Origin of the sequence: Bacillus sp. SJ-10, assembly GCF_002843505.1 — a bacterium.
GTDB classification, from domain to species: domain Bacteria; phylum Bacillota; class Bacilli; order Bacillales; family Bacillaceae; genus Bacillus; species Bacillus velezensis.
In genome coordinates this window covers 35549-55000 of record NZ_CP025258.1, presented here as the reverse complement: position 1 = coordinate 55000, position 19452 = coordinate 35549, and the positions used below count along the sequence as shown (strand labels likewise).

20 protein-coding genes (1 of these 20 running past the window's edge) are annotated in these 19452 nt (G+C 45.3%); 15 read left to right on the top strand and 5 right to left on the bottom strand.

Annotation, left to right across the window (positions count from 1 at the left end):
• The 4 genes in view from tsaE to tsaD are tightly spaced (at most 10 nt apart) and all read left to right on the top strand, a layout consistent with a single transcriptional unit that may run on beyond the window.
• Window positions 1–383 carry the 3' portion of a tRNA (adenosine(37)-N6)-threonylcarbamoyltransferase complex ATPase subunit type 1 TsaE gene (tsaE, locus tag CXL14_RS00265; protein WP_014417064.1) on the top strand. 94 nt of this gene lie to the left of the window's left edge, so 383 of the gene's 477 nt are visible here — the last part of the coding sequence; its start codon lies beyond the left edge, outside the window; its stop codon occupies window positions 381–383.
• The gene (gene tsaB / locus CXL14_RS00260; protein WP_014417065.1) at window positions 364–1053 is read left to right on the top strand and encodes a tRNA (adenosine(37)-N6)-threonylcarbamoyltransferase complex dimerization subunit type 1 TsaB; all 690 of its coding nucleotides are present in this window, start codon (window positions 364–366) and stop codon (window positions 1051–1053) included. The genes tsaE and tsaB overlap by 20 nt, the downstream gene beginning before the upstream one ends.
• A gap of 10 nt (window positions 1054–1063) precedes the next feature.
• The gene (gene rimI, locus CXL14_RS00255) at window positions 1064–1519 is read left to right on the top strand and encodes a ribosomal protein S18-alanine N-acetyltransferase (protein WP_003155993.1); all 456 of its coding nucleotides are present in this window, start codon (window positions 1064–1066) and stop codon (window positions 1517–1519) included.
• Window positions 1512–2552, top strand: a complete 1041-nt coding sequence (tsaD, locus tag CXL14_RS00250) for a tRNA (adenosine(37)-N6)-threonylcarbamoyltransferase complex transferase subunit TsaD (protein ID WP_007408855.1) — start codon at window positions 1512–1514, stop codon at window positions 2550–2552. The genes rimI and tsaD overlap by 8 nt, the downstream gene beginning before the upstream one ends.
• A gap of 222 nt (window positions 2553–2774) precedes the next feature.
• Here tsaD and CXL14_RS00245 read toward each other — a convergent pair whose 3' ends face one another.
• Window positions 2775–4703 (bottom strand): ABC-F family ATP-binding cassette domain-containing protein, encoded by a 1929-nt coding sequence (locus CXL14_RS00245; protein WP_014417066.1) that lies wholly within the window; start codon window positions 4701–4703, stop codon window positions 2775–2777.
• A gap of 139 nt (window positions 4704–4842) precedes the next feature.
• Here CXL14_RS00245 and moaC point away from each other — a divergent pair, with 139 nt between their 5' ends.
• From moaC to tatC, 4 genes are read left to right on the top strand one after another with little or no spacing between them, the layout of a single operon-like run.
• Entirely contained in the window at window positions 4843–5355 is a 513-nt protein-coding gene (gene moaC / locus CXL14_RS00240) for a cyclic pyranopterin monophosphate synthase MoaC (RefSeq protein WP_003155986.1), read from the top strand.
• Window positions 5352–5999 carry a redox-sensing transcriptional repressor Rex gene (locus CXL14_RS00235; protein ID WP_003155984.1) on the top strand — a complete coding sequence of 216 codons (648 nt, stop codon included), beginning with the start codon at window positions 5352–5354 and terminating at the stop codon, window positions 5997–5999. The genes moaC and CXL14_RS00235 overlap by 4 nt, the downstream gene beginning before the upstream one ends.
• Window positions 6000–6017: 18 nt before the next feature.
• Window positions 6018–6188 (top strand): twin-arginine translocase TatA/TatE family subunit, encoded by a 171-nt coding sequence (locus tag CXL14_RS00230; RefSeq protein ID WP_003155981.1) that lies wholly within the window; start codon window positions 6018–6020, stop codon window positions 6186–6188.
• Window positions 6189–6194: 6 nt separating this feature from the next.
• Window positions 6195–6953 carry a twin-arginine translocase subunit TatC gene (tatC, locus tag CXL14_RS00225; RefSeq protein ID WP_007609791.1) on the top strand — a complete coding sequence of 253 codons (759 nt, stop codon included), beginning with the start codon at window positions 6195–6197 and terminating at the stop codon, window positions 6951–6953.
• Between the two features lie 38 nt (window positions 6954–6991).
• Here the strand turns inward: tatC and CXL14_RS00220 are convergent, their stop codons facing one another.
• Together CXL14_RS00220 and CXL14_RS00215 are read right to left on the bottom strand one after the other, a co-directional pair.
• Window positions 6992–7183, bottom strand: coding sequence for a YdiK family protein (locus CXL14_RS00220; RefSeq protein ID WP_003155975.1), 192 nt, complete (start codon window positions 7181–7183; stop codon window positions 6992–6994).
• The gene (locus CXL14_RS00215) at window positions 7180–7914 is read right to left on the bottom strand and encodes a CPBP family intramembrane glutamic endopeptidase (protein WP_003155972.1); all 735 of its coding nucleotides are present in this window, start codon (window positions 7912–7914) and stop codon (window positions 7180–7182) included. The genes CXL14_RS00220 and CXL14_RS00215 overlap by 4 nt, the downstream gene beginning before the upstream one ends.
• Window positions 7915–8150: 236 nt before the next feature.
• Between CXL14_RS00215 and groES the strand changes: the two genes are divergently transcribed.
• A complete protein-coding gene (groES, locus tag CXL14_RS00210) occupies window positions 8151–8435 on the top strand; it encodes a co-chaperone GroES (protein WP_003155970.1) in 285 nt (94 codons plus the stop codon).
• 41 nt (window positions 8436–8476) lie between these two features.
• Window positions 8477–10111, top strand: coding sequence for a chaperonin GroEL (gene groL, locus CXL14_RS00205; RefSeq protein ID WP_003155941.1), 1635 nt, complete (start codon window positions 8477–8479; stop codon window positions 10109–10111).
• Window positions 10112–10441: 330 nt separating this feature from the next.
• On the opposite strand, the gene CXL14_RS00200 is transcribed toward groL, so the two are convergent.
• Together CXL14_RS00200 and CXL14_RS00190 are read right to left on the bottom strand one after the other, a co-directional pair.
• Window positions 10442–10789 carry a DUF4064 domain-containing protein gene (locus tag CXL14_RS00200; protein WP_014417068.1) on the bottom strand — a complete coding sequence of 116 codons (348 nt, stop codon included), beginning with the start codon at window positions 10787–10789 and terminating at the stop codon, window positions 10442–10444.
• Between the two features lie 1000 nt (window positions 10790–11789).
• The gene (locus tag CXL14_RS00190; protein WP_014417070.1) at window positions 11790–14291 is read right to left on the bottom strand and encodes a tetratricopeptide repeat protein; all 2502 of its coding nucleotides are present in this window, start codon (window positions 14289–14291) and stop codon (window positions 11790–11792) included.
• A 202-nt stretch (window positions 14292–14493) separates the two neighbouring features.
• Here CXL14_RS00190 and gutB point away from each other — a divergent pair, with 202 nt between their 5' ends.
• From gutB to CXL14_RS00165, 5 genes are all read left to right on the top strand, one after another.
• Window positions 14494–15555: a sorbitol dehydrogenase gene (gene gutB, locus CXL14_RS00185; protein ID WP_014417071.1), complete on the top strand. Its 1062-nt coding sequence runs from the start codon at window positions 14494–14496 to the stop codon at window positions 15553–15555.
• Window positions 15556–15628: 73 nt separating this feature from the next.
• Window positions 15629–17005, top strand: a complete 1377-nt coding sequence (locus tag CXL14_RS00180) for an MFS transporter (RefSeq protein ID WP_020861281.1) — start codon at window positions 15629–15631, stop codon at window positions 17003–17005.
• 101 nt (window positions 17006–17106) lie between these two features.
• Entirely contained in the window at window positions 17107–18069 is a 963-nt protein-coding gene (locus CXL14_RS00175) for a carbohydrate kinase family protein (RefSeq protein WP_014417073.1), read from the top strand.
• A 232-nt stretch (window positions 18070–18301) separates the two neighbouring features.
• Window positions 18302–18619, top strand: coding sequence for a YjdJ family protein (locus CXL14_RS00170; protein WP_014417074.1), 318 nt, complete (start codon window positions 18302–18304; stop codon window positions 18617–18619).
• A 114-nt stretch (window positions 18620–18733) separates the two neighbouring features.
• Window positions 18734–19420, top strand: coding sequence for a PspA/IM30 family protein (locus tag CXL14_RS00165; RefSeq protein ID WP_014417075.1), 687 nt, complete (start codon window positions 18734–18736; stop codon window positions 19418–19420).
• Window positions 19421–19452 lie beyond the last annotated feature (32 nt).

Below are 19452 nucleotides of genomic sequence, written 5' to 3'. Positions count from 1 at the left end.
CACTGGAAGGCGACTTAGGCGCGGGAAAAACGACTTTTACAAAGGGTTTTGCCGAAGGACTGGGAATCACGAGAGTGGTAAACAGCCCGACTTTTACAATTATAAAAGAATACCATGACGGTTCGCTTCCTCTATATCATATGGATGTGTATCGTATGGAGGATGAAAGCGAAGACTTAGGGCTTGAAGAATATTTTGAGGGACAAGGCGTCTGTTTAATTGAATGGGCTCATTTAATTCAGGATCAGCTGCCTGCTGAACGGCTGCAGATCGTTATCAAGAGAGCCGGTGATGAGGCAAGGGACATTACCTTTACGGCTTGCGGAACACGGTATGAAACGCTTTGTGAGGAGATAAATAAACATGACAATACTGGCAATTGATACGTCAAATTACACGCTGGGTGCCGCGCTCGTTCGTGACAAAACGGTGATGGCGGAGTATATTACATATTTAAAAAAGAATCATTCCGTGCGGGCCATGCCTGCTGTCAATTCATTGCTGAAGGATTGCGGCCTAACACCGCAGGATCTTACAAAAATAACGGTGGCGAAAGGACCGGGATCGTATACAGGTGTCAGAATCGGTGTGACGCTGGCAAAAACATTGGCATGGTCGCTGAAGCTTCCGGTTTCCGCTGTCTCGAGTCTGGAGGTGCTGGCGGCTAACGGACGGCACTTTCAAGGACTGATCTGCCCGTTATTTGATGCCCGGCGCGGACAGGTATATACGGGACTTTATGAATATCAGGACGGCCGATTACAATCCGTTCTTCCAGATCAGAATGTCCTTTTGACTGATTGGCTCGGCATGCTGAAAGAAAAAGCGTCTCCGGTTTTATTTTTAGGGCACGATACAGCGATTCATGAAGAAACCATTCTGCATGAGCTGACATCTCAAGCAGTGATAGGAACGGCTGCACAGCATAATCCGCGGCCGTCAGAGCTGGCGTTTTTAGGCTTGGAAAAAGAAGAAGCGGATGTCCACAGCCTTGTTCCGGATTATTTGCGTCTGGCAGAGGCTGAAGCGAAATGGATGGAATCTCAAAAATAGGGTGATAGGGATGAAAACGAAAACGGCGATTCGAAGCATGCGGCCGGAAGATATTGATCAAATTTATGAAATTGAAACAGCATCCTTTACTTCTCCGTGGACGAAGGATTCATTTTATCATGAGCTTTTGGAAAATCCGTATGCCCACTACCTTGTCATTGAAAAGGACGGCTGTCTGGCGGGGTATTGCGGAATCTGGATTATTATAGATGACGCGCAGATTACGAACATAGCCATTAAGCCGGAATATCGGGGCCAATCATTGGGAGAAGCGCTGTTTCGCTCTGCGATAGAATTGTGCAGAGAAAAAAAGGCAAGAAGGCTCTCTCTCGAAGTCAGGGTCTCAAATCATCCCGCCCAATCCTTATATAAAAAATTCGGTCTTCAGGCCGGTGGAATCAGAAAACAATACTATACAGATAACGGGGAAGATGCGTTATTAATGTGGGTGACATTACATGAGTGAAAAACAAGATATTTATGTATTAGGAATCGAAACAAGCTGTGATGAAACAGCGGCCTCAGTCGTAAAAAACGGGAATGAAATTATTTCAAACGTCGTCGCTTCTCAAATTGAAAGCCATAAACGTTTCGGCGGGGTCGTGCCTGAAATAGCGTCCAGACATCATGTGGAGCAGATCACCCTTGTGATTGAGGAAGCTCTTTCAAAAGCGGAGATGGGCTTTGATGATCTTGATGCGATTGCCGTAACGGAAGGACCCGGACTTGTCGGAGCCCTGTTAATCGGAGTCAATGCGGCAAAGGCGTTAAGCTTTGCCCATCAAATACCGCTAGTCGGTGTCCATCACATTGCGGGTCATATTTATGCAAACAGGCTGATAGGAGAGCTTCAGTTCCCGGCGCTTGCTTTGGTTGTGTCAGGCGGACATACGGAATTGGTTTATATGAAAGAGCACGGTTCATTTGAGGTTATCGGTGAAACGCTGGATGATGCCGCAGGCGAAGCTTACGACAAAGTGGCAAGAACGATGGGGCTTCCTTATCCGGGAGGGCCGCAGATTGATAAGCTGGCTGCTGTGGGAACGGATTCCATTCCGCTTCCGCGTGCGTGGCTGGAAGAAGGGTCTTACAATTTCAGCTTCAGCGGCCTAAAATCAGCCGTGATTAACACGCTTCATAACGCCTCGCAAAAAAATGAGGTGATTCCTCCGGAGGATCTTGCAGCAAGCTTTCAGCAGAGTGTCATTGATGTACTGACGGCAAAAACCTCTAAGGCCGCGAAAGAATACGGGGTTAAACAAGTGCTGCTGGCAGGGGGCGTAGCCGCTAACAAAGGGCTGAGAGCCGCACTTCAGCAGGAATTCAGCCATTCGGGAGATCCCGAGCTTATCATCCCGCCGCTTTCTTTATGCACGGACAATGCAGCGATGATTGCGGCTGCCGGAACCGTTGCTTTTGAAAAGGGGATTCGGGGCTCATATGATATGAACGGACAGCCCGGTTTGGAATTAACATCCTTTGATCGTCTCACGTTGTAAAACGTGAGGCTTTTTTTACTTATTAACAGATAATTCTAACATATCCACAGGATTGTGAGTATATCCAGAAATCCAGGCTGGATAAGGGGCTGTAAGTTGTTAGTAAAGTGGATAAAGTCAGAAAATTTTGTGGATAGTGTGTATAAAACGCTTACTTACATGGCTGACAAGGAGGATAGCTGTGGATAAAAAAGCACCCCTTAAAGAGGTGCTTGACTTTTTCTATTCTTCTGAGGAGAGTTCCTCCCATTCTGCTAATAAGTTCTCGAGCTCTTGATTCAGAGCTTCATTCTCCGCGTGAATGGTCTGTACCTTTTCATGATCCTGATACACGTCAGGATCGCACAGCAGCTCCTCATTGGCGCTGATTTTCTCTTCGGCGGATGAGACGGCTGCTTCGATTTCTTCAATGCGTCTCAGGCGCTGCCGTTCTTTCTTCTTCCATTCTTTTTCTTCCTCGTAAGTTCTTTTCGTATCCTGTTTGACCTTGCCGGCAGGCTGAGCCTGCTCCTTTTCCTGCCGCTTCATTTCTTCCAGTTCCAGCTGCTGGGCTTTTTTCTCGGTGTAATAGTCATAGTCTCCCAAATATTCTTCTGCATGATCAGGTGAGAGCTCCAGCACTCTTGTGGCGATCCTGTTAATAAAGTAGCGGTCATGCGAGACAAATAACAGTGTTCCCGGGTAGTCGATCAGGGCGTTTTCCAGCACCTCTTTACTGTCCAGGTCAAGGTGGTTTGTCGGTTCATCAAGGATGAGAAAGTTTGCTTTTTGAAGCATCAGCTTGGCAAGCGCGACTCTTGCTTTCTCCCCGCCGCTTAACGAACGGACCGGTTTCAGGACATCGTCTCCGCTGAACAGGAAGTTGCCGAGGCATGTCCTGATCTCTTTTTCCGGCATGTCCGGATATTCATCCCACAGCTCGTCCAGCACGCGTTTGGACGAGGTCAGTTCAGCCTGCTCCTGATCATAATAGCCGATTGTGACATTGGAACCGTACGTGATCGATCCGGATTCCGGACTGATTGTATTCATAATGGTTTTCAGCAAGGTTGATTTGCCGATTCCGTTCGGTCCGACGAGGGCGGCGCTTTCGCCTCTTGTCATGCCGAAGGTCAGGTTTTTCAAGAGCGGAGGCTGGCCGTCATAGCTGATGGAAACATCCTGTACGCGCAGGACGTCGTTTCCGCTCTGTTTTGTAATGTCAAAACGGAAGGCGGCTGATTTTTCATCCCCGAGCGGCTTTGCCATGACGTCCATCCGTTCAAGCTGTTTTCGTCTGCTTTGGGCTCTTTTCGTTGTAGAAGCTCTGGCCAGATTGCGGTCGACAAAATCTTGAAGCTTGGCGATTTCGTCCTGCTGTTTTTCATACAGCTTCAGGTCTTTCTCATACTGCTCAGCTTTTTGTTCTAAATAGGCGCTGTAGTTGCCGAGGTATTTTTTGCTTTCTGTCCGTGAGACCTCGTACACTTGGCTGACGACTTTATCAAGAAAGTATCTGTCGTGGGAAACGATCAGAATGGCGCCTGAATATCCCTGTAAATAATGCTCAAGCCAAGTGAGCGTATCGATGTCGAGATGGTTCGTCGGTTCATCCAGAATAAGCAGATCAGGCTGGGTCAGCAGCAGTTTTCCGAGCGCAAGTCTTGTTTTCTGACCGCCGCTCAGGCTTTGCACTTTCACGGAATCGTCAAATTTTCCGAAGCCGAGGCCGTGAAGGATTGATCGGACATCCGCTTCATATTGATAGCCGCCTTTATCCTTGAAATCCTGCTGAAGCCTGTCATAGGTTTTCATCAGCGTCTCAAGCTCCGCGGGGGCGGCCGTGGCCATCTTTTCTTCAATAGAGCGCATTTCTTTTTCCATTGCTTTCAGGAAATCAAAAACGCTCAGCAGTTCTTCTTTTATGGTAAGCCGGGATTCCAAGCCTGTGTGCTGGGCAAGATATCCCATCGTTAATTCTTTCGGTTTGATTAATTCACCCTTTTCATATGAAAGGTGACCTGCGATAATTTTAAGGAGAGTTGATTTGCCGGCTCCGTTTCTGCCTACTATGGCGATGCGATCCCGAGATCTGACTTCAAGCTTTATATTGTTTAAAATAGGATCAGCGCCAAAAGATTTGGATAGCTGATTAATTTGTAAGATCATCATATTATTTCACCTCTGTTATAATAAGTTAAGTGTAGCTTATCAACCTGCTGTCAGCAAACAATACATCAGAATTGGAACATTATAGGATAAGACATCAGGGAGAAAATAGTGTATGATCAGAAGTAAGGAGAGTTTAAATATGAATGGATTTTCTCATTTTAATGAAGAAGGCCGTGCCCGCATGGTGGATATAAGCGATAAATCTTCAACAGTCCGTACTGCCGCTGCGATATCCAGCGTACACATGAAGCATGACGTGTACAGCAGAATCAAAAACCGCGAGATCGGAAAAGGAGACGTGCTGGCTGTCGCACAGGTGGCAGGAATTATGGCCGCAAAGCAGACGTCAGCGATTATCCCGATGTGCCACCCGCTTTCTTTAAGCAGCGTCGACATTTCATTCGGCTGGGAGGAAAAGGATTCCGAAGCCGTTCTTCATATACAGGCAAGCGTAAAAACGAAAGGGAGTACAGGTGTGGAAATGGAAGCGCTAACTTCCGCTTCAGTCTGCGCTTTGACCGTTTATGATATGTGCAAGGCGCTGGATAAAGGAATGGTCATCGGCCCGACCTGCCTCATGGAAAAGACAGGAGGCAAAAACGGTGATTTTAAAAGAGATGCATCTGAGTATAAAGTGGAGGACCAATCATGAACAAGGATCAATCAAAAATTCCACAGGCGACGGCAAAACGGCTGCCGCTTTATTATCGCTTTTTAAAGAATTTACACGCGTCAGGAAAGCAGCGCGTTTCATCAGCTGAACTGAGCGACGCGGTAAAAGTCGATTCGGCCACGATCCGCCGGGATTTTTCCTATTTCGGGGCGCTCGGCAAAAAAGGATACGGCTATAATGTGGATTACCTGCTGTCATTTTTCAGAAAAACACTGGATCAGGATGAAACGACGAATGTCATTTTGATCGGTGTCGGGAATTTAGGGACGGCGTTTCTTCACTATAATTTCACAAAAAATAATAACACCAAAATATCTATGGCTTTTGATGTGAATCAGAGTAAAATAGGAACTGAGGTAGGCGGTGTGCCTGTCTTTGATCTTAATGATTTAGAGCTTCACATTAAGGATGAACCCGTGGCGATTCTTACCGTTCCGGCGGTTGCCGCGCAGTCAATCACCGACCGGCTCGTGTCGCTCGGAATCAAGGGAATCCTTAACTTTACGCCGGCCCGTTTGAATGTGCCGGATCACATTCGAATTCATCATATAGATTTAGCTGTAGAACTTCAATCATTGGTTTATTTCTTAAAGCATTATTCTGTTTTGGAAGAAATTGAATAGCGAAAGGAGGAGCTGCACATGATCGGTCCTGGAAGCCTGGCGGTTATCGGTGTGGTGGCGGTGATTATTTTCGGTCCGAAGAAGCTTCCCGAATTAGGAAAAGCGGCGGGAGACACGCTTCGTGAATTTAAGAATGCTACTAAGGGATTAGCCGGTGAAGAAGAGGAAAAAAAGAAAGAAGAACAGTAAGATAGGATGACGCGTATGAGAGTGAATCAAATGACGCTTGTGGAGCATATTGCCGAACTTCGGAAACGATTGCTGATTGTGGCGTTATCCTTTACGGTTTTCTTTATTGCAGGCTTTTTTCTGGCAAAACCTATCATTGTGTATCTTCAAAAAGCCGATGAAGTAAAAGAGCTCACCCTTAATGCTTTTAACCTGACGGATCCGCTGTTTATCTTTTTGCAGTTCGCGTTTATCATCGGCATCATTTTGACTTCGCCGATTATTCTCTATCAGATTTGGGCGTTTGTCAGCCCGGGTCTGTATGAGAAGGAGCGCAAAGTAACACTCAGCTATATTCCGATTTCGATCGTGCTGTTTGTCGGCGGTGTGTCGTTTTCTTATTATATTTTATTTCCGCTGGTCGTTGATTTTATGAAGCGGGTTTCGAATGACCTGGATGTCAACCAGGTGATCGGGATTACCGAGTACTTTCATTTTCTGCTGCAGCTGACGATTCCGTTCGGACTGCTGTTTCAGATGCCGGTGCTGATCATGTTTTTAACGAGACTCGGTGTTATCACGCCGAGGTTTTTATCGAAGATCAGGAAGTATGCGTATTTTGTGCTGCTTGTGATCGCCGCGATGATTGCGCCGCCTGAGCTGCTGTCTCACTTGATGATTACCATTCCGCTTTGCATTTTATACGAGATCAGCATTCTGATCTCAAAAGCGGCGTATCGGAAAAGGCAGACCGGCAGTGAATCTGATCAGGACGTATCAGCATAAAAAAAGCCATTTCTCCATGATGAGAAATGGCTTTTCTTTTATTTTTGATTTTTCTTCACTTTAAATGAGAAGGCGAACATTTTAAACGAGATGCTGATATTATAAGCGGCGAAAACCATCAGCAGTATGGAATAAAAAGACCACATGCTTCCCGGAGAGCTTGCGGCCAAATACGTAAAGATACAGCCGACTGCGAAATAAATCAAGCCCCAAGTCATTGGGTTCCTCATACAAACAATCCTCCAATAATTAATTGCATTTGCTCACTATGCTGTTCAATATATTTTTGGGCGGGGCCGAGCTGCATGACCACGACAATGGTATTCATCATGACATGGGCGAATATCGGCACAATAATCCGTTTCGTCTGCACATACAAGAACGCAAAGGTAAAGCCCATGGCCGTATACAGCAGCAGGTGCGTGAGGTCTTGATGCACAATGCCGAAAATGACGGAACTGATCAGTCCGGCGATAAAGAAATTCGTTTTTTCATATAATACACCGAAGATGATCTTCCGGAAAATGATTTCTTCAAGAATCGGCCCGACGATAGAAGAAACGATAATCATGAGCGGCATGGCTTTAATAATGTTGAGAATGGCTTTCGTGTTTTCGGAACCGCTGCCCACATGAAAGACATACTGCTCAATCATCCCGGCGATTCCCTGAGAAAATAAAGCGAGCCATATTCCCGCGACCGCCCAGAGAACGGACATGCCGGCGGATGCTTTCTTCCCGTTTCTTAATGTCTGCTTCGGCGCGGTTCTCAAAATCAAGAGAACGATAATCAGGCAGATAAAAAAGCTTACGACGGAATAAATCCCCTGAGCCATGGTGAGATTCGCATTCGTAGGGTGCCCGCCCGCATAGCCGAATTTGTACATTAAAGGAATGCCGATCAATGCGGAAAGCTGCATGATAACATATGTCAAAATGATATACCAATACTGTTTTCTCAAATGATATGTACTCCTTTATCCTATAAAATCAACTTATTTGTTCTTATTGTAACACAAGTGAACTTGACGTGAAAAAAGGAGAAAATCAGTGCGAGAGAGAATCATGTAAGCGTGAAAATTTTTTATTCTTATGACTTGAAATTGGAAGTGAGATTCTTTATTATAATAACTGTGTTAGCACTCTTTAGAGCTGAGTGCTAAAATTACATATTCATACTATTGAGGAGGTTATTACATTGTTAAAGCCATTAGGTGATCGCGTTGTCATTGAACTCGTAGAATCTGAAGAAAAAACTGCCAGCGGAATCGTATTACCGGATTCTGCAAAAGAAAAGCCGCAAGAAGGCAAAATCGTGGCAGCCGGTTCAGGTCGCGTGTTGGAAAGCGGAGAGCGCGTTGCTTTAGAAGTAAAAGAGGGCGACCGCATTATCTTCTCAAAATACGCCGGTACTGAAGTGAAATACGAAGGTACTGAATACTTAATCTTACGTGAAAGCGACATTTTAGCTGTTATCGGCTAAGCAAATAAATATTTTTAAAAATTCGAGGAGGTTTCGTTAACATGGCAAAAGATATTAAGTTTAGTGAAGAAGCACGCCGCGCTATGCTTCGCGGTGTCGATGCGCTTGCTGACGCTGTAAAAGTAACTTTAGGGCCAAAAGGACGCAACGTGGTTCTGGAGAAAAAATTCGGTTCTCCGTTAATTACAAATGACGGTGTGACAATCGCAAAAGAAATTGAACTTGAAGATGCGTTTGAAAACATGGGTGCGAAGCTTGTAGCTGAAGTAGCCAGCAAAACAAACGACGTTGCCGGTGACGGTACGACGACTGCGACTGTACTTGCGCAGGCTATGATCCGCGAAGGCTTGAAAAACGTAACTGCGGGGGCTAACCCTGTCGGCGTGCGTAAAGGTATGGAACAAGCTGTAACCGTTGCAATCGAAAACTTAAAAGAAATTTCTAAGCCGATCGAAGGCAAAGAGTCTATCGCTCAGGTTGCTGCGATCTCTGCTGCTGATGAGGAAGTCGGAAGCCTTATCGCTGAAGCAATGGAGCGCGTAGGAAACGACGGCGTCATCACAATCGAAGAGTCTAAAGGTTTCACAACTGAGCTTGAAGTTGTGGAAGGTATGCAATTCGACCGCGGATATGCGTCTCCTTACATGGTGACTGACTCTGATAAGATGGAAGCGGTTCTTGACAATCCTTACATCTTAATCACAGACAAAAAAATCACAAACATTCAAGAAATCCTTCCTGTGCTTGAGCAAGTTGTACAGCAAGGCAAACCATTGCTTCTGATCGCTGAAGATGTTGAAGGTGAAGCTCTTGCTACACTCGTTGTCAACAAACTTCGCGGCACATTCAACGCTGTTGCCGTTAAAGCTCCTGGCTTCGGTGACCGCCGTAAAGCAATGCTTGAAGACATCTCTGTTCTTACAGGCGGAGAAGTAATCACAGAAGACTTAGGCCTTGACCTGAAATCTACTGAAATCGGACAATTGGGACGCGCTTCTAAAGTTGTGGTAACGAAAGAAAACACAACAATCGTAGAAGGCGCCGGCGATACTGAAAAAATCGCTGCACGCGTCAACCAAATCCGCGCTCAAGTGGAAGAAACAACTTCTGAATTCGACAGAGAAAAATTACAAGAGCGTCTTGCGAAACTTGCCGGCGGCGTAGCTGTCATCAAAGTCGGCGCTGCGACTGAAACTGAGCTGAAAGAGCGTAAACTTCGCATTGAAGATGCCCTCAACTCAACTCGCGCAGCTGTTGAAGAAGGCATCGTATCCGGCGGTGGTACAGCGCTTGTCAACGTATACAACAAAGTCGCTGCAGTTGAAGCTGAAGGCGATGCGCAAACAGGTATCAACATCGTGCTTCGCGCGCTTGAAGAGCCGATCCGTCAAATCGCGCACAATGCAGGTCTTGAAGGATCTGTCATCGTTGAGCGCCTGAAAAACGAAAAAATCGGCGTAGGCTTCAACGCAGCAACCGGCGAATGGGTAAACATGATCGAAAAAGGTATCGTTGACCCGACAAAAGTTACACGTTCTGCACTTCAAAACGCAGCTTCTGTAGCAGCAATGCTCCTGACAACTGAAGCGGTTGTCGCTGACAAACCGGAAGAAAACGCCGGCGGCGCAGGAATGCCTGACATGGGCGGAATGGGCGGTATGGGCGGAATGATGTAATCAAACGGAGAAAACCTTTGATATACCAAGGGTTTGACCGTTGATATCATCTGAAATGCTCAAAAAAATAACATTTTGATAACATTTCTTCATGAAATTCTGAAATTGAGGATGTTTCCGAAAGTCTAATGGACTTTTGCGAAGCATCCTCTTTCATTTTGAAGGATAAACTTTTAGTATTGTTATGCTTTTACATTACGGCAAGTAAATCTGCAATTTGCTTATATAATCTTGACAATGGTGGATTTTTAAAATGTGTATAAATTTAACATATCGAGAACTTTTACTTTTTATTGGCTAAAAAAGAAAGGCCCTGCTAAGGGCCTTTCTTTAAGCTGCTGTTGTTGTCGTTTTATCTTTTCTGACAAGTCCCATGATCCCTGGAATAATAAGAAGAACAGCAGGCAGTAAATAGAACATTGATATACAAATTACTCCGCCAATTCCTGAGATAAGGAGCAATACTCCTCCGACTTTAGGTTTCTTCTTAACTACTACTGAAGCGACAATACCCAAAATTGATAGGACAACAGCTCCCCAGCCTAAACCAATGATTTCGCTTGTACCGCTTGAATTAAAAGAGGCATCAAGTCCACCAATAATCAATGCCATGATCGCCCCAATAAAACCAAAAATTCCACCCAATAATCCTAAAACAAATTCAGTTGTTCTTTTCATTGTTAAACTCTCCCTTACTTAACTGGTACTGTAATTTATACAGCTTTATTTTTCATGAAGTCTATGTGACAACATCTCCAAGGTTTAATTTCATTTCTTTGACTTTATCAACATCATTTTTTCATATGGAGCAGAGAATTCAAATACGCCTTTTTGTTTTATTCCGCCTTGGACTTCTCCATCAGTTAAGAACATGTTTGCAGCTAATTGCCAATAACGACATTCCTTGGTCAGAATAAAAGGTCAGGTTTTTGTCAGTTGTATTTTTGATGTTTATTACGACGTTTATCTTGTCTCTCATGATCTTTATATCGCCCAGATTAACTCATGCCCAGTGCTTCAGCATATTGCAACGACTTTTTTAGAACAGTCATCTTTAGTCTTTCAAGCTTTTTTATTTTTTGAATCACTATCCCTGTGAGACATCATTTGTCGAGCTACTACAAGCCGCTAAAAACTAATGATAGTACTAAAGACATGAATAAAAAGAGTTGCTTCTTCACCTAAAACCCCCAGTTTATATAATATAATACCTATATATAATCGACTATAATCAATTAAATTTCAAGGGGAAATTACCACTTTTTCTAAAAAATTCTTAGCGGAAGAGAATAAACTATAAAATATCACTTGAAATATCAAAGTTGGAAATCATTCAACTTACTGCTAGCTGTAAACATTAAAGGCCACATACAGTTTGACATCCTATTAAGTTCTAGTGTAGCCCTAGTACTGGTTTTATCATTTTGACAGATTTGGTATCCCATCACTGCTAAACATTGATTCAAAATTAAAAACTAATTTTTCATGATGTTAGGAGGAATAATGCAAATAAACAGCAAAAACCCTTGTTATATCAAGGGTGGATATTTGATTTCATCTGAATTGCTCATGCATTCTAGCAAAAAAGACCTTATCAGTTAACTCAACTGATAAGGCCTGATTTATTTATAAATAAGGTGTGAGGGGTTTATCTTAGATGGAATTCACACTTTCCTAACTACAATGTGACTTCACCATTTCCTTCAAGCACCATTCTCAGCTGCTCAACCTCACCCCGAATCCCAATCCCAGGCTCCCACGAATCAATCAAACGAATCGCCTTTTGATTCGATTCCATCGCTTTCGTTTTCTCTCCTTTACGATACAACAGCTGTGCCATTCCGTAATAATAGTAGATCAACTCAACTTGATTGGCGTTGTGTTTGTCATAGAGCATTTGTTCAAAGGCTTTTTCCGCTTTTTCGAGTTGATCACACTTTACGTAAGCCATGCCCAGGTTGAAATAGGCTTCTATTGTTTTTTCGCCGCCGTATGCGGCGCTGGTTGTGTTTGCCGCTTCGTATAATGTGATGGCTTCTTCGTAGTGAGAGCGGGCGAAACTCAGGTCACCGCGAACCAGAAGAACCCTGTGCCGGATAATGGGGGAGACGGGCTGATCTTTGATGCCGTCCAGCATTGCTGCCGCTTTTTCCGGTTCTCCGGTTTTTAACAGCAGCCTCGATAGCAGGGCGGTTCCCCATACTTTCAAGTCGTCGTGATCCGGCGCGCCTGATTGTTCGAGTATCTTCAGGCCGGCTTCTATTTGCCTGAGAGCTCCGTCTGAATCGTTGACTTCCATCAGCGCCCAGCCTGCCGTGTCGATCCGAAAGTAAGCTTCCCGCGTGTGTTCGCCTGATTGACGGGAGGCATCGGCGGCTTTTAATCCGTATTCGATTCGCAGGGGCAGGTTGATTCTGCTTAGAAAGTGGCTGATGCGGATGATGAGTTTGATCAGGATGTCATGTTGTCCGGTTTCGCTCGACCATTCGATGACCTTTAGGATGTTCGGCCATTCCTTTTTCATTTGCTCTAAATTCCGTCCCAGCAAGTAGCTCCAATAGACTGAATTGGGCTGTTCCCGCTTTATATGGGTTTCCGCATAATCAATATAATAATGCGCCCAGCGGCTGCGGGCTTCTTTTGCAAATTCGTGATTTTCGGATAAGTGCTGTTCTCCGTAAGCGACAACGGTTTGATGGGCAGCGTATTGAATACTTCCTTCGCTTCGTTCCGGCTGTATTAAAGCATATGACCGCATTTGCTCAATCGCGTAATGAAACCGCCTGACGTCTAATCCAGCCGCTTGAGCCAAGCTTTTTTCATCAGGGGGCTTAGCGAAAAAGCAAAGCGTCTGCCACAGTTTTCGTGTGTCTTCATGACATCTGTCCCATGTGCGGCCAAAGAGAACCTCAAACAATTCCAATAATGAGTAGCCTGCTTGTTTAAGCTCTTGTATGAGCTGGGGAGCGGGGATGTCGTCGTCTGACATGTAAGCGATGCTGAGTGCCATGGCCTTCGGATTGCCGGCGGCTGCCGAGACGAATTCATTCTTAAGGTCAGGCGATAGCCGCAGCAGCTGCTCCAGCTTTTCCTGTTTATGCGGGAGGTTGCATGTTTGCAGACAGCGGTGCACTTCTTGATGGAAAAATTCAAGGGCATCCGTTTGTTCAAGGCCGCTCAGCTGGATGGCCGCCAGTTCCCCGAGGCCGTCCCGGTATGTCTGTTTTACGTTTTCCCGTGCCGTAAGGAGGACTTTTACACCTTGCGGAAGGCCGATGATAAATTCGTGAATGTCACGTTCCGCTGTATCAATGCTGTCAACGATCAGCAATACCGGTTTTTCGTTTGAATGAGCGGCTAATGCATTGCGGACGACGAACCGTTTTTCGTTGATTGATTTGTCGATTTGTTCGGTGCGTCCGAGCTGATAGGCGATCGTGTTTAAAAAATCGCTGAAGCTCAATCCTTTCCAGTCAGCGCTGATCCAGATGATGCTGTTGAATGCCGGCCAATCTGGTGAATCGCCGGCACAAAGGTAGGCTGCTTCAAGAGCGATCGTTGTTTTTCCCATGCCGGCCCAGCCTGTGATTAAACAGACCGGTGACGGAGACAGCATCCATTGACGGATTGCTTCCATATCAAAGCCGCGTCCGATAAAGTTCCCCGTCCGGCGTGACGGTAAGTTATGCGTGATGGACTTTCTTGTAAGCGCATTCGTTTCGTGGCTTGGTCTGTCATGAAACAGCCGCTTTACTGCTTTTTCAACATCTTCATCACTCGGCGCTCCGAATGATCCGTCTTTCCGGAGTATTTTTGCTTTTTTTAGACAAGACGCCGTCCAAACGGGCAATGCGGGTTTGATGACGGGAATGGTGGTGGTTTCCAGAAGGCCGGTCAGCCATTCAGGATCCATGTCAGTCTTTTCTATAATGATCCAGATCATGCCGAACAGCTTTCCGTCGTCAATTCGTCCGGGAATGTAGTTTGCGCCCATCTGTCCGATCCAGCTTTTGATCGTGTTAGAGGAAACGCCTATTCGGAGTGCGATTTGATCTATATAAGACTGTCCGGATTTTACGTTCTTTGTCCTTTTGATTTTGTAATCAGGATGATGTTTCAGCGATTTGACGGCAGGTGCCAGCAGTTCTGCAAATTGTGTCCGGTTTTCAAGTTCAGCCATTAGCCTGCACCTCCTATTAGTACTATTTTATCAATTCAGTGTTTTTTGTATATGAAAAAATAAAAAGTATACAGTGCGGCTGTCCTTTTATACAGCAGGAAAGGCTGTTGAACGTCTTGAAAAGCAGATAAAATAGGGGCAGTAATAGAGAAAACAAAAATGTATGCACTTACATTTCAAAGCAGAGAAAGGATTTTGCCAAATGACTCACACAGTGCCTCAAAACATGAAAGCGGCGGTTATGCACAACACGAGAGAAATCAAAATCGAAACATTGCCCGTGCCTGAGATCAATCATGATGAAGTGTTGATTAAGGTGATGGCTGTCGGAATTTGCGGATCTGATCTGCATTACTATACAAATGGCAGAATAGGCAATTATGTAGTGGAAAAACCATTTATCCTTGGGCATGAATGTGCGGGAGAAATCGCAGCTGTCGGCTCGTCTGTTGATCAATTCAAAGTCGGTGACCGCGTCGCTGTTGAACCTGGTGTTACGTGCGGACGCTGTGAGGCGTGTAAGGAGGGGCGTTATAACCTTTGCCCGGATGTACAGTTTTTGGCGACACCGCCGGTTGACGGCGCGTTTGTCCAATATATCAAAATGCGCCAGGACTTTGTTTTCTCGATTCCGGATTCACTATCCTATGAAGATGCGGCTTTGATTGAACCGTTTTCTGTCGGCATTCATGCGGCCTCGAGAACGAAGCTTCAGCCCGGTTCAACGGTTGCGATCATGGGAATGGGCCCTGTGGGGCTGATGGCCGTTGCGGCAGCGAAAGCATACGGGGCAGGCACAATTATTGTGACCGACTTGGAGCCGCTGCGGTTAGAAGCTGCGAAAAAAATGGGAGCGACGCATGTCATCAATGTCCGGGAACAGGATGCCGGTGAAGAAATCAAAACGATCACGAATGGCATAGGCGTTGATGCTGCTTGGGAAACAGCGGGGAATCCGGCGGCATTGCAATCCGCACTGGCTTCCGTGCGCCGGGGCGGAAAACTGGCGATTGTCGGTTTGCCTTCTCAGAACGAGATTCCGCTCAATGTGCCGTTTATTGCGGATAACGAGATTGATATTTACGGAATCTTCCGTTATGCGAATACGTATCCGAAGGGAATTGAATTTCTCGCTTCCGGCATAGTGGACACGAAGCACCTTATAACGGACCAATATCCGCTGGAGAAGACGCAAGAGGCGATGGAACGGGCCTTTCAATACAAAAATGAATGCTTAAAAGTGATGGTGTATCCAAATCGCTGAGTGAACGGGGAGGATCTTTGCATTCTCCCTCTTGCTTATCAAAAATGAAAACGGATTCTTGGGGTGGGAAATGATGATTGAAACAGAAAAAGCAGCGGCAGTAAAGACGAAATATCGCGGCCTGTCATGGATGGAACGGATCGGCTACGGATTCGGCGATATGTCGTACAATATTATCTTTCAGTTTGTAAACGCATACTTATTATTCTACTATACAGACGTCGGCGGCATTAAGCCTGCGGTCATCGCAGCTTTGTTTCTTATCGTAAGGGTGCTGGATGCTATTTTTGACCCGATTATGGGCGTGATTTTAGACAAGACGAATACAAGGTGGGGAAAGGCAAGGCCGTATCTTTTGTGGGTGGCGTTTCCTTTTGCGCTATTTACGTTCTTATGCTTCACGACGCCTCATTTCGGCGAGACGGGGAACATGGTTTATGCGTACATCACTTATATTCTGCTTGGGATGTCCTTCAGCATGCAGACGATTCCGGTCAACAGCTTAACGGGGCGGATGACGAATTCCGTGGAGGAACGGACGGTTCTGACGACGACCCGGATGATTTTGGTTTATATCGGAATTCTGTTATCGATTTCCTGTGCGACACCGCTTGCAGATCTGATCGGCGGGAAAGATCAGGCGTTTGGATTCCAGATGACGGCGCTTATCTATGCGGCGGTGAGCATCGCGTTGAATCTGTTCAGTTTCTTTACTGTGCGGGAACGGATTCAGCCTGAAAAAAGAAAAAAACAAGGAATGAAAAAGACGTTGTCTGTTTTGTTCCGAAACAAGCCTTTGCTCATTTTGGTTTCTGCATTTTTGGCGTTTGCGATTGGGTTTAACATTAAGCTCAGCACGATGGTGTATTATTTTACGTATAACGTCAGCCATAAGGAATTTGTGTTTTTAGGAACCGTGTTGTTTTTCGGCGCAGCGCTGATCAGCAATCTGTTTATTCCTTTCTTTTCTGAGAAGCGGGGCCGGAAGCAGGTTATGATCATCACGGCGGCGCTATCGCTGATTTCTTATGCGGGCCTTCAGTTTACATCGTATTCTTCGCTGCCGCTTATTTTCTTTTGGCTTTTCGTTTCGGGATTTTTTACGACGCCTTTAAATACGCTTGCTTGGGGAATGGTTGCCGATTGTGTCGATTATGCGGAATGGAAAACCGGAGTCCGGGCTGATGGCGTGGTGATTTCGAGCATGAGTTTCATCAATAAGCTCGGAGTTGCGCTAGCCGGGTCATTTTCGGCCGTTTATCTCGGAATCGCCGGATATGCCGCGAATACCGATCAGACAGCCTCGTCATTGAATGCGATTAAAAATATGAATGCGCTCATCCCGGGATTGTTCATTCTGCTGTCTATTATTCTTATTTCTTTTTATCCTTTAACTGAAAAAAAATATCAGCAGATGATGTCTGATCTGGAGCAAAGAGCTGCAAGATGAGTATACGTAAAATTTAAAATATTCTATGTAAACGGTTGTATTTATGACAGAAAGCACTATACTGAAACTATAATCGAGAATTGATAAATGAGTGTGATAATGTGGGAAGCCAATCTGTTATTTGTATTGGAGAATTGTTAATTGATTTCTTTTGTACCGATGTGGATGTTGATTTGACGGAAGGACGTAATTTCTTAAAAAGTGCCGGCGGCGCACCGGCGAATGTGTCGGCAGCGATTGCTAAGCTGGGCGGAGACGCGGCTTTCAGCGGAAAAACAGGCAAAGATCCGTTCGGGTATTTTCTGAAGCAGACATTGGACGCCGTACACGTCGATACCTCTATGCTCGTCATGGATGAGAAAGCGCCTACAACGCTTGCGTTTGTTTCATTAAAACAAAATGGGGAGCGCGACTTTGTGTTTAACAGAGGAGCGGACGCTTTGTTTACGCTGGAGGATATTGATCTGGAAAAGGTAAACGATGCGAAAATCCTTCATTTCGGATCAGCGACAGCATTGTTATCTGATCCGTTTTGCTCAGCCTATTTACGGCTGATGTCGATTGCGAAAGACAATGGACAGTTTATTTCCTTCGATCCTAACTACCGTGAGGATTTATGGAAAGGAAGAGTTTCAGAGTTTATAAACACCGCAAAAAAAGCCGTTGCCGTAAGTGATTTTGTGAAAGTCAGTGACGAAGAGCTTGAGATCATCAGCGGTGCGAAGGATCATAAAGAAGGTGTTGCGGTTCTTCATGAGATCGGAGCCGGCATTGTGGCGGTGACACTCGGGAAAAGCGGAACCCTTCTATCAAATGGGAAGGATATTGACATCATTCCGAGCATTCCGGTGACATCAATAGACTCAACGGGAGCGGGAGATGCGTTTGTCGGCGCGGCGCTGTATCAGCTGGCGCGCACCGATGAGATTCAGACGGCAGCCGATGATTTTGCGAAGCTGCGTGATATTGTCTCATTTGCCAATAAGGTGGGGGCGCTCGTGTGCACCAAAATCGGTGCGATCGATGCTTTGCCGAGCTTAAAAGAGGTTGAAGTATCACTGTAAAGTATGGAGGATGTTTCTTGAAAGTCATCGGACTTCGGGAAGCATCCTCTTTATTTAGGTCTGAAACCCTTTACGATATACGGTATACTTTAGAAAGGCATCCAGTAAATTGAACCGCTGTGAAGTACATACAATCACGTTTTTATCAGTTCTGAGTAAAACCAAGTTTCTGCTGCTGCCGTCATGTATAGTATGACGGCCTATGATATTGAACCGCGGAGGAATGTTTTTCATGAAACATGTTTTTCTTATTGTGCAATGCGCGTTTTCTGTTTTTTGTTTTCTTTGTCTCGCCGCTGTCAATTGGTATCAGGGGAGTGAGCTTGTTTCTGATTCGTTTGATTGGAATTATACGGCTAAATTCTCAAAGCTTTTGAATGGGACGGATACGATTACAAGTCCGGAACAGATTTCGCAGCTGGATTTCTTTGTGTATGCGGCGAAGCATTATCCGTTAGTGAGCGGGTTGATGATCGGGCTGTTTGTTTATTTTTTGTTCTCACTGTATCTGGTCATAAAGAATTTCCGCCGGCACAAATGGGCTGAATGAGACTATTTTCATATAAAAATACATAAATTCAAGAGAAAATGAAACTTTTTTTGAAAAAAACAGTATATATAACTGTGAACTTGTTACTATTTAATTTTGGGAGGAAAATGAAAAATGAGTATTTTAGGAAGATTTAAAGACATCATGTCAAGTAATATCAATGCGTTGCTGGATAAAGCTGAAAAACCTGAAAAAATGGTTGATCAATATTTGCGGAATCTGAACAGTGATTTAGGAAAAGTGAAAGCGGAGACGGCTTCTGTCATGGCTGAGGAACAGCGGGCGAAAAGAGCGCTAACTGAATGCCAGGCTGATGCCGAAAAGATGGAAAGTTATGCGATGAAAGCGTTGCAGGCCGGCAATGAAGCTGATGCGCGGACATTTTTGGAAAGGAAAGCGGCTGTTGAATCAAGACTGACCGAGCTGCAAACGGCTTATCAGCTCGCTTCATCCAACGCGTCTCAAATGCGCAAAATGCATGACAAGCTTGTCGCTGATATCGGAGAGCTTGAGTCGCGCCGAAATGCCATCAAAGCGAAGTGGTCTGTGGCAAAAACGCAGGAGAGAATGAACAAATTGGGGTCCTCTGTGTCAAATGCGGGCCAATCGCTGACAGCTTTCGGCAGAATGGAAGACAAGGTCAACCAAGCGCTTGATCACGCCAATGCGATGGCTGAGCTGAACGCGTCTCCGAAAGACGATATTGACGAGCTGACGGCTAAATATGACAGCAATCAAAGCAGTGTCGATGATGAATTGGCGGCGCTCAAGCAGAAAATGCTTTTCAGTAAAGATCAATAGACAGCGGGCTGCAGCTTTGTCCGATATAAAGA

Bases quoted from the DNA above. Each gene is read 5' to 3' on its own strand.
- tsaB (WP_014417065.1), top strand. From the start codon at position 364: ATGACAATACTGGCAATTGATACGTCAAATTACACGCTGGGTGCCGCG.
- rimI (WP_003155993.1), top strand. From the start codon at position 1,064: ATGAAAACGAAAACGGCGATTCGAAGCATGCGGCCGGAAGATATTGAT.
- tsaD (WP_007408855.1), top strand. From the start codon at position 1,512: ATGAGTGAAAAACAAGATATTTATGTATTAGGAATCGAAACAAGCTGT.
- CXL14_RS00245 (WP_014417066.1), bottom strand. From the start codon at position 4,703: ATGATGATCTTACAAATTAATCAGCTATCCAAATCTTTTGGCGCTGAT.
- moaC (WP_003155986.1), top strand. From the start codon at position 4,843: ATGAATGGATTTTCTCATTTTAATGAAGAAGGCCGTGCCCGCATGGTG.
- CXL14_RS00235 (WP_003155984.1), top strand. From the start codon at position 5,352: ATGAACAAGGATCAATCAAAAATTCCACAGGCGACGGCAAAACGGCTG.
- CXL14_RS00230 (WP_003155981.1), top strand. From the start codon at position 6,018: ATGATCGGTCCTGGAAGCCTGGCGGTTATCGGTGTGGTGGCGGTGATT.
- tatC (WP_007609791.1), top strand. From the start codon at position 6,195: ATGACGCGTATGAGAGTGAATCAAATGACGCTTGTGGAGCATATTGCC.
- CXL14_RS00220 (WP_003155975.1), bottom strand. From the start codon at position 7,183: ATGAGGAACCCAATGACTTGGGGCTTGATTTATTTCGCAGTCGGCTGT.
- groL (WP_003155941.1), top strand. From the start codon at position 8,477: ATGGCAAAAGATATTAAGTTTAGTGAAGAAGCACGCCGCGCTATGCTT.
- CXL14_RS00200 (WP_014417068.1), bottom strand. From the start codon at position 10,789: ATGAAAAGAACAACTGAATTTGTTTTAGGATTATTGGGTGGAATTTTT.
- CXL14_RS00190 (WP_014417070.1), bottom strand. From the start codon at position 14,291: ATGGCTGAACTTGAAAACCGGACACAATTTGCAGAACTGCTGGCACCT.
- gutB (WP_014417071.1), top strand. From the start codon at position 14,494: ATGACTCACACAGTGCCTCAAAACATGAAAGCGGCGGTTATGCACAAC.
- CXL14_RS00180 (WP_020861281.1), top strand. From the start codon at position 15,629: ATGATTGAAACAGAAAAAGCAGCGGCAGTAAAGACGAAATATCGCGGC.
- CXL14_RS00170 (WP_014417074.1), top strand. From the start codon at position 18,302: ATGAAACATGTTTTTCTTATTGTGCAATGCGCGTTTTCTGTTTTTTGT.
- CXL14_RS00165 (WP_014417075.1), top strand. From the start codon at position 18,734: ATGAGTATTTTAGGAAGATTTAAAGACATCATGTCAAGTAATATCAAT.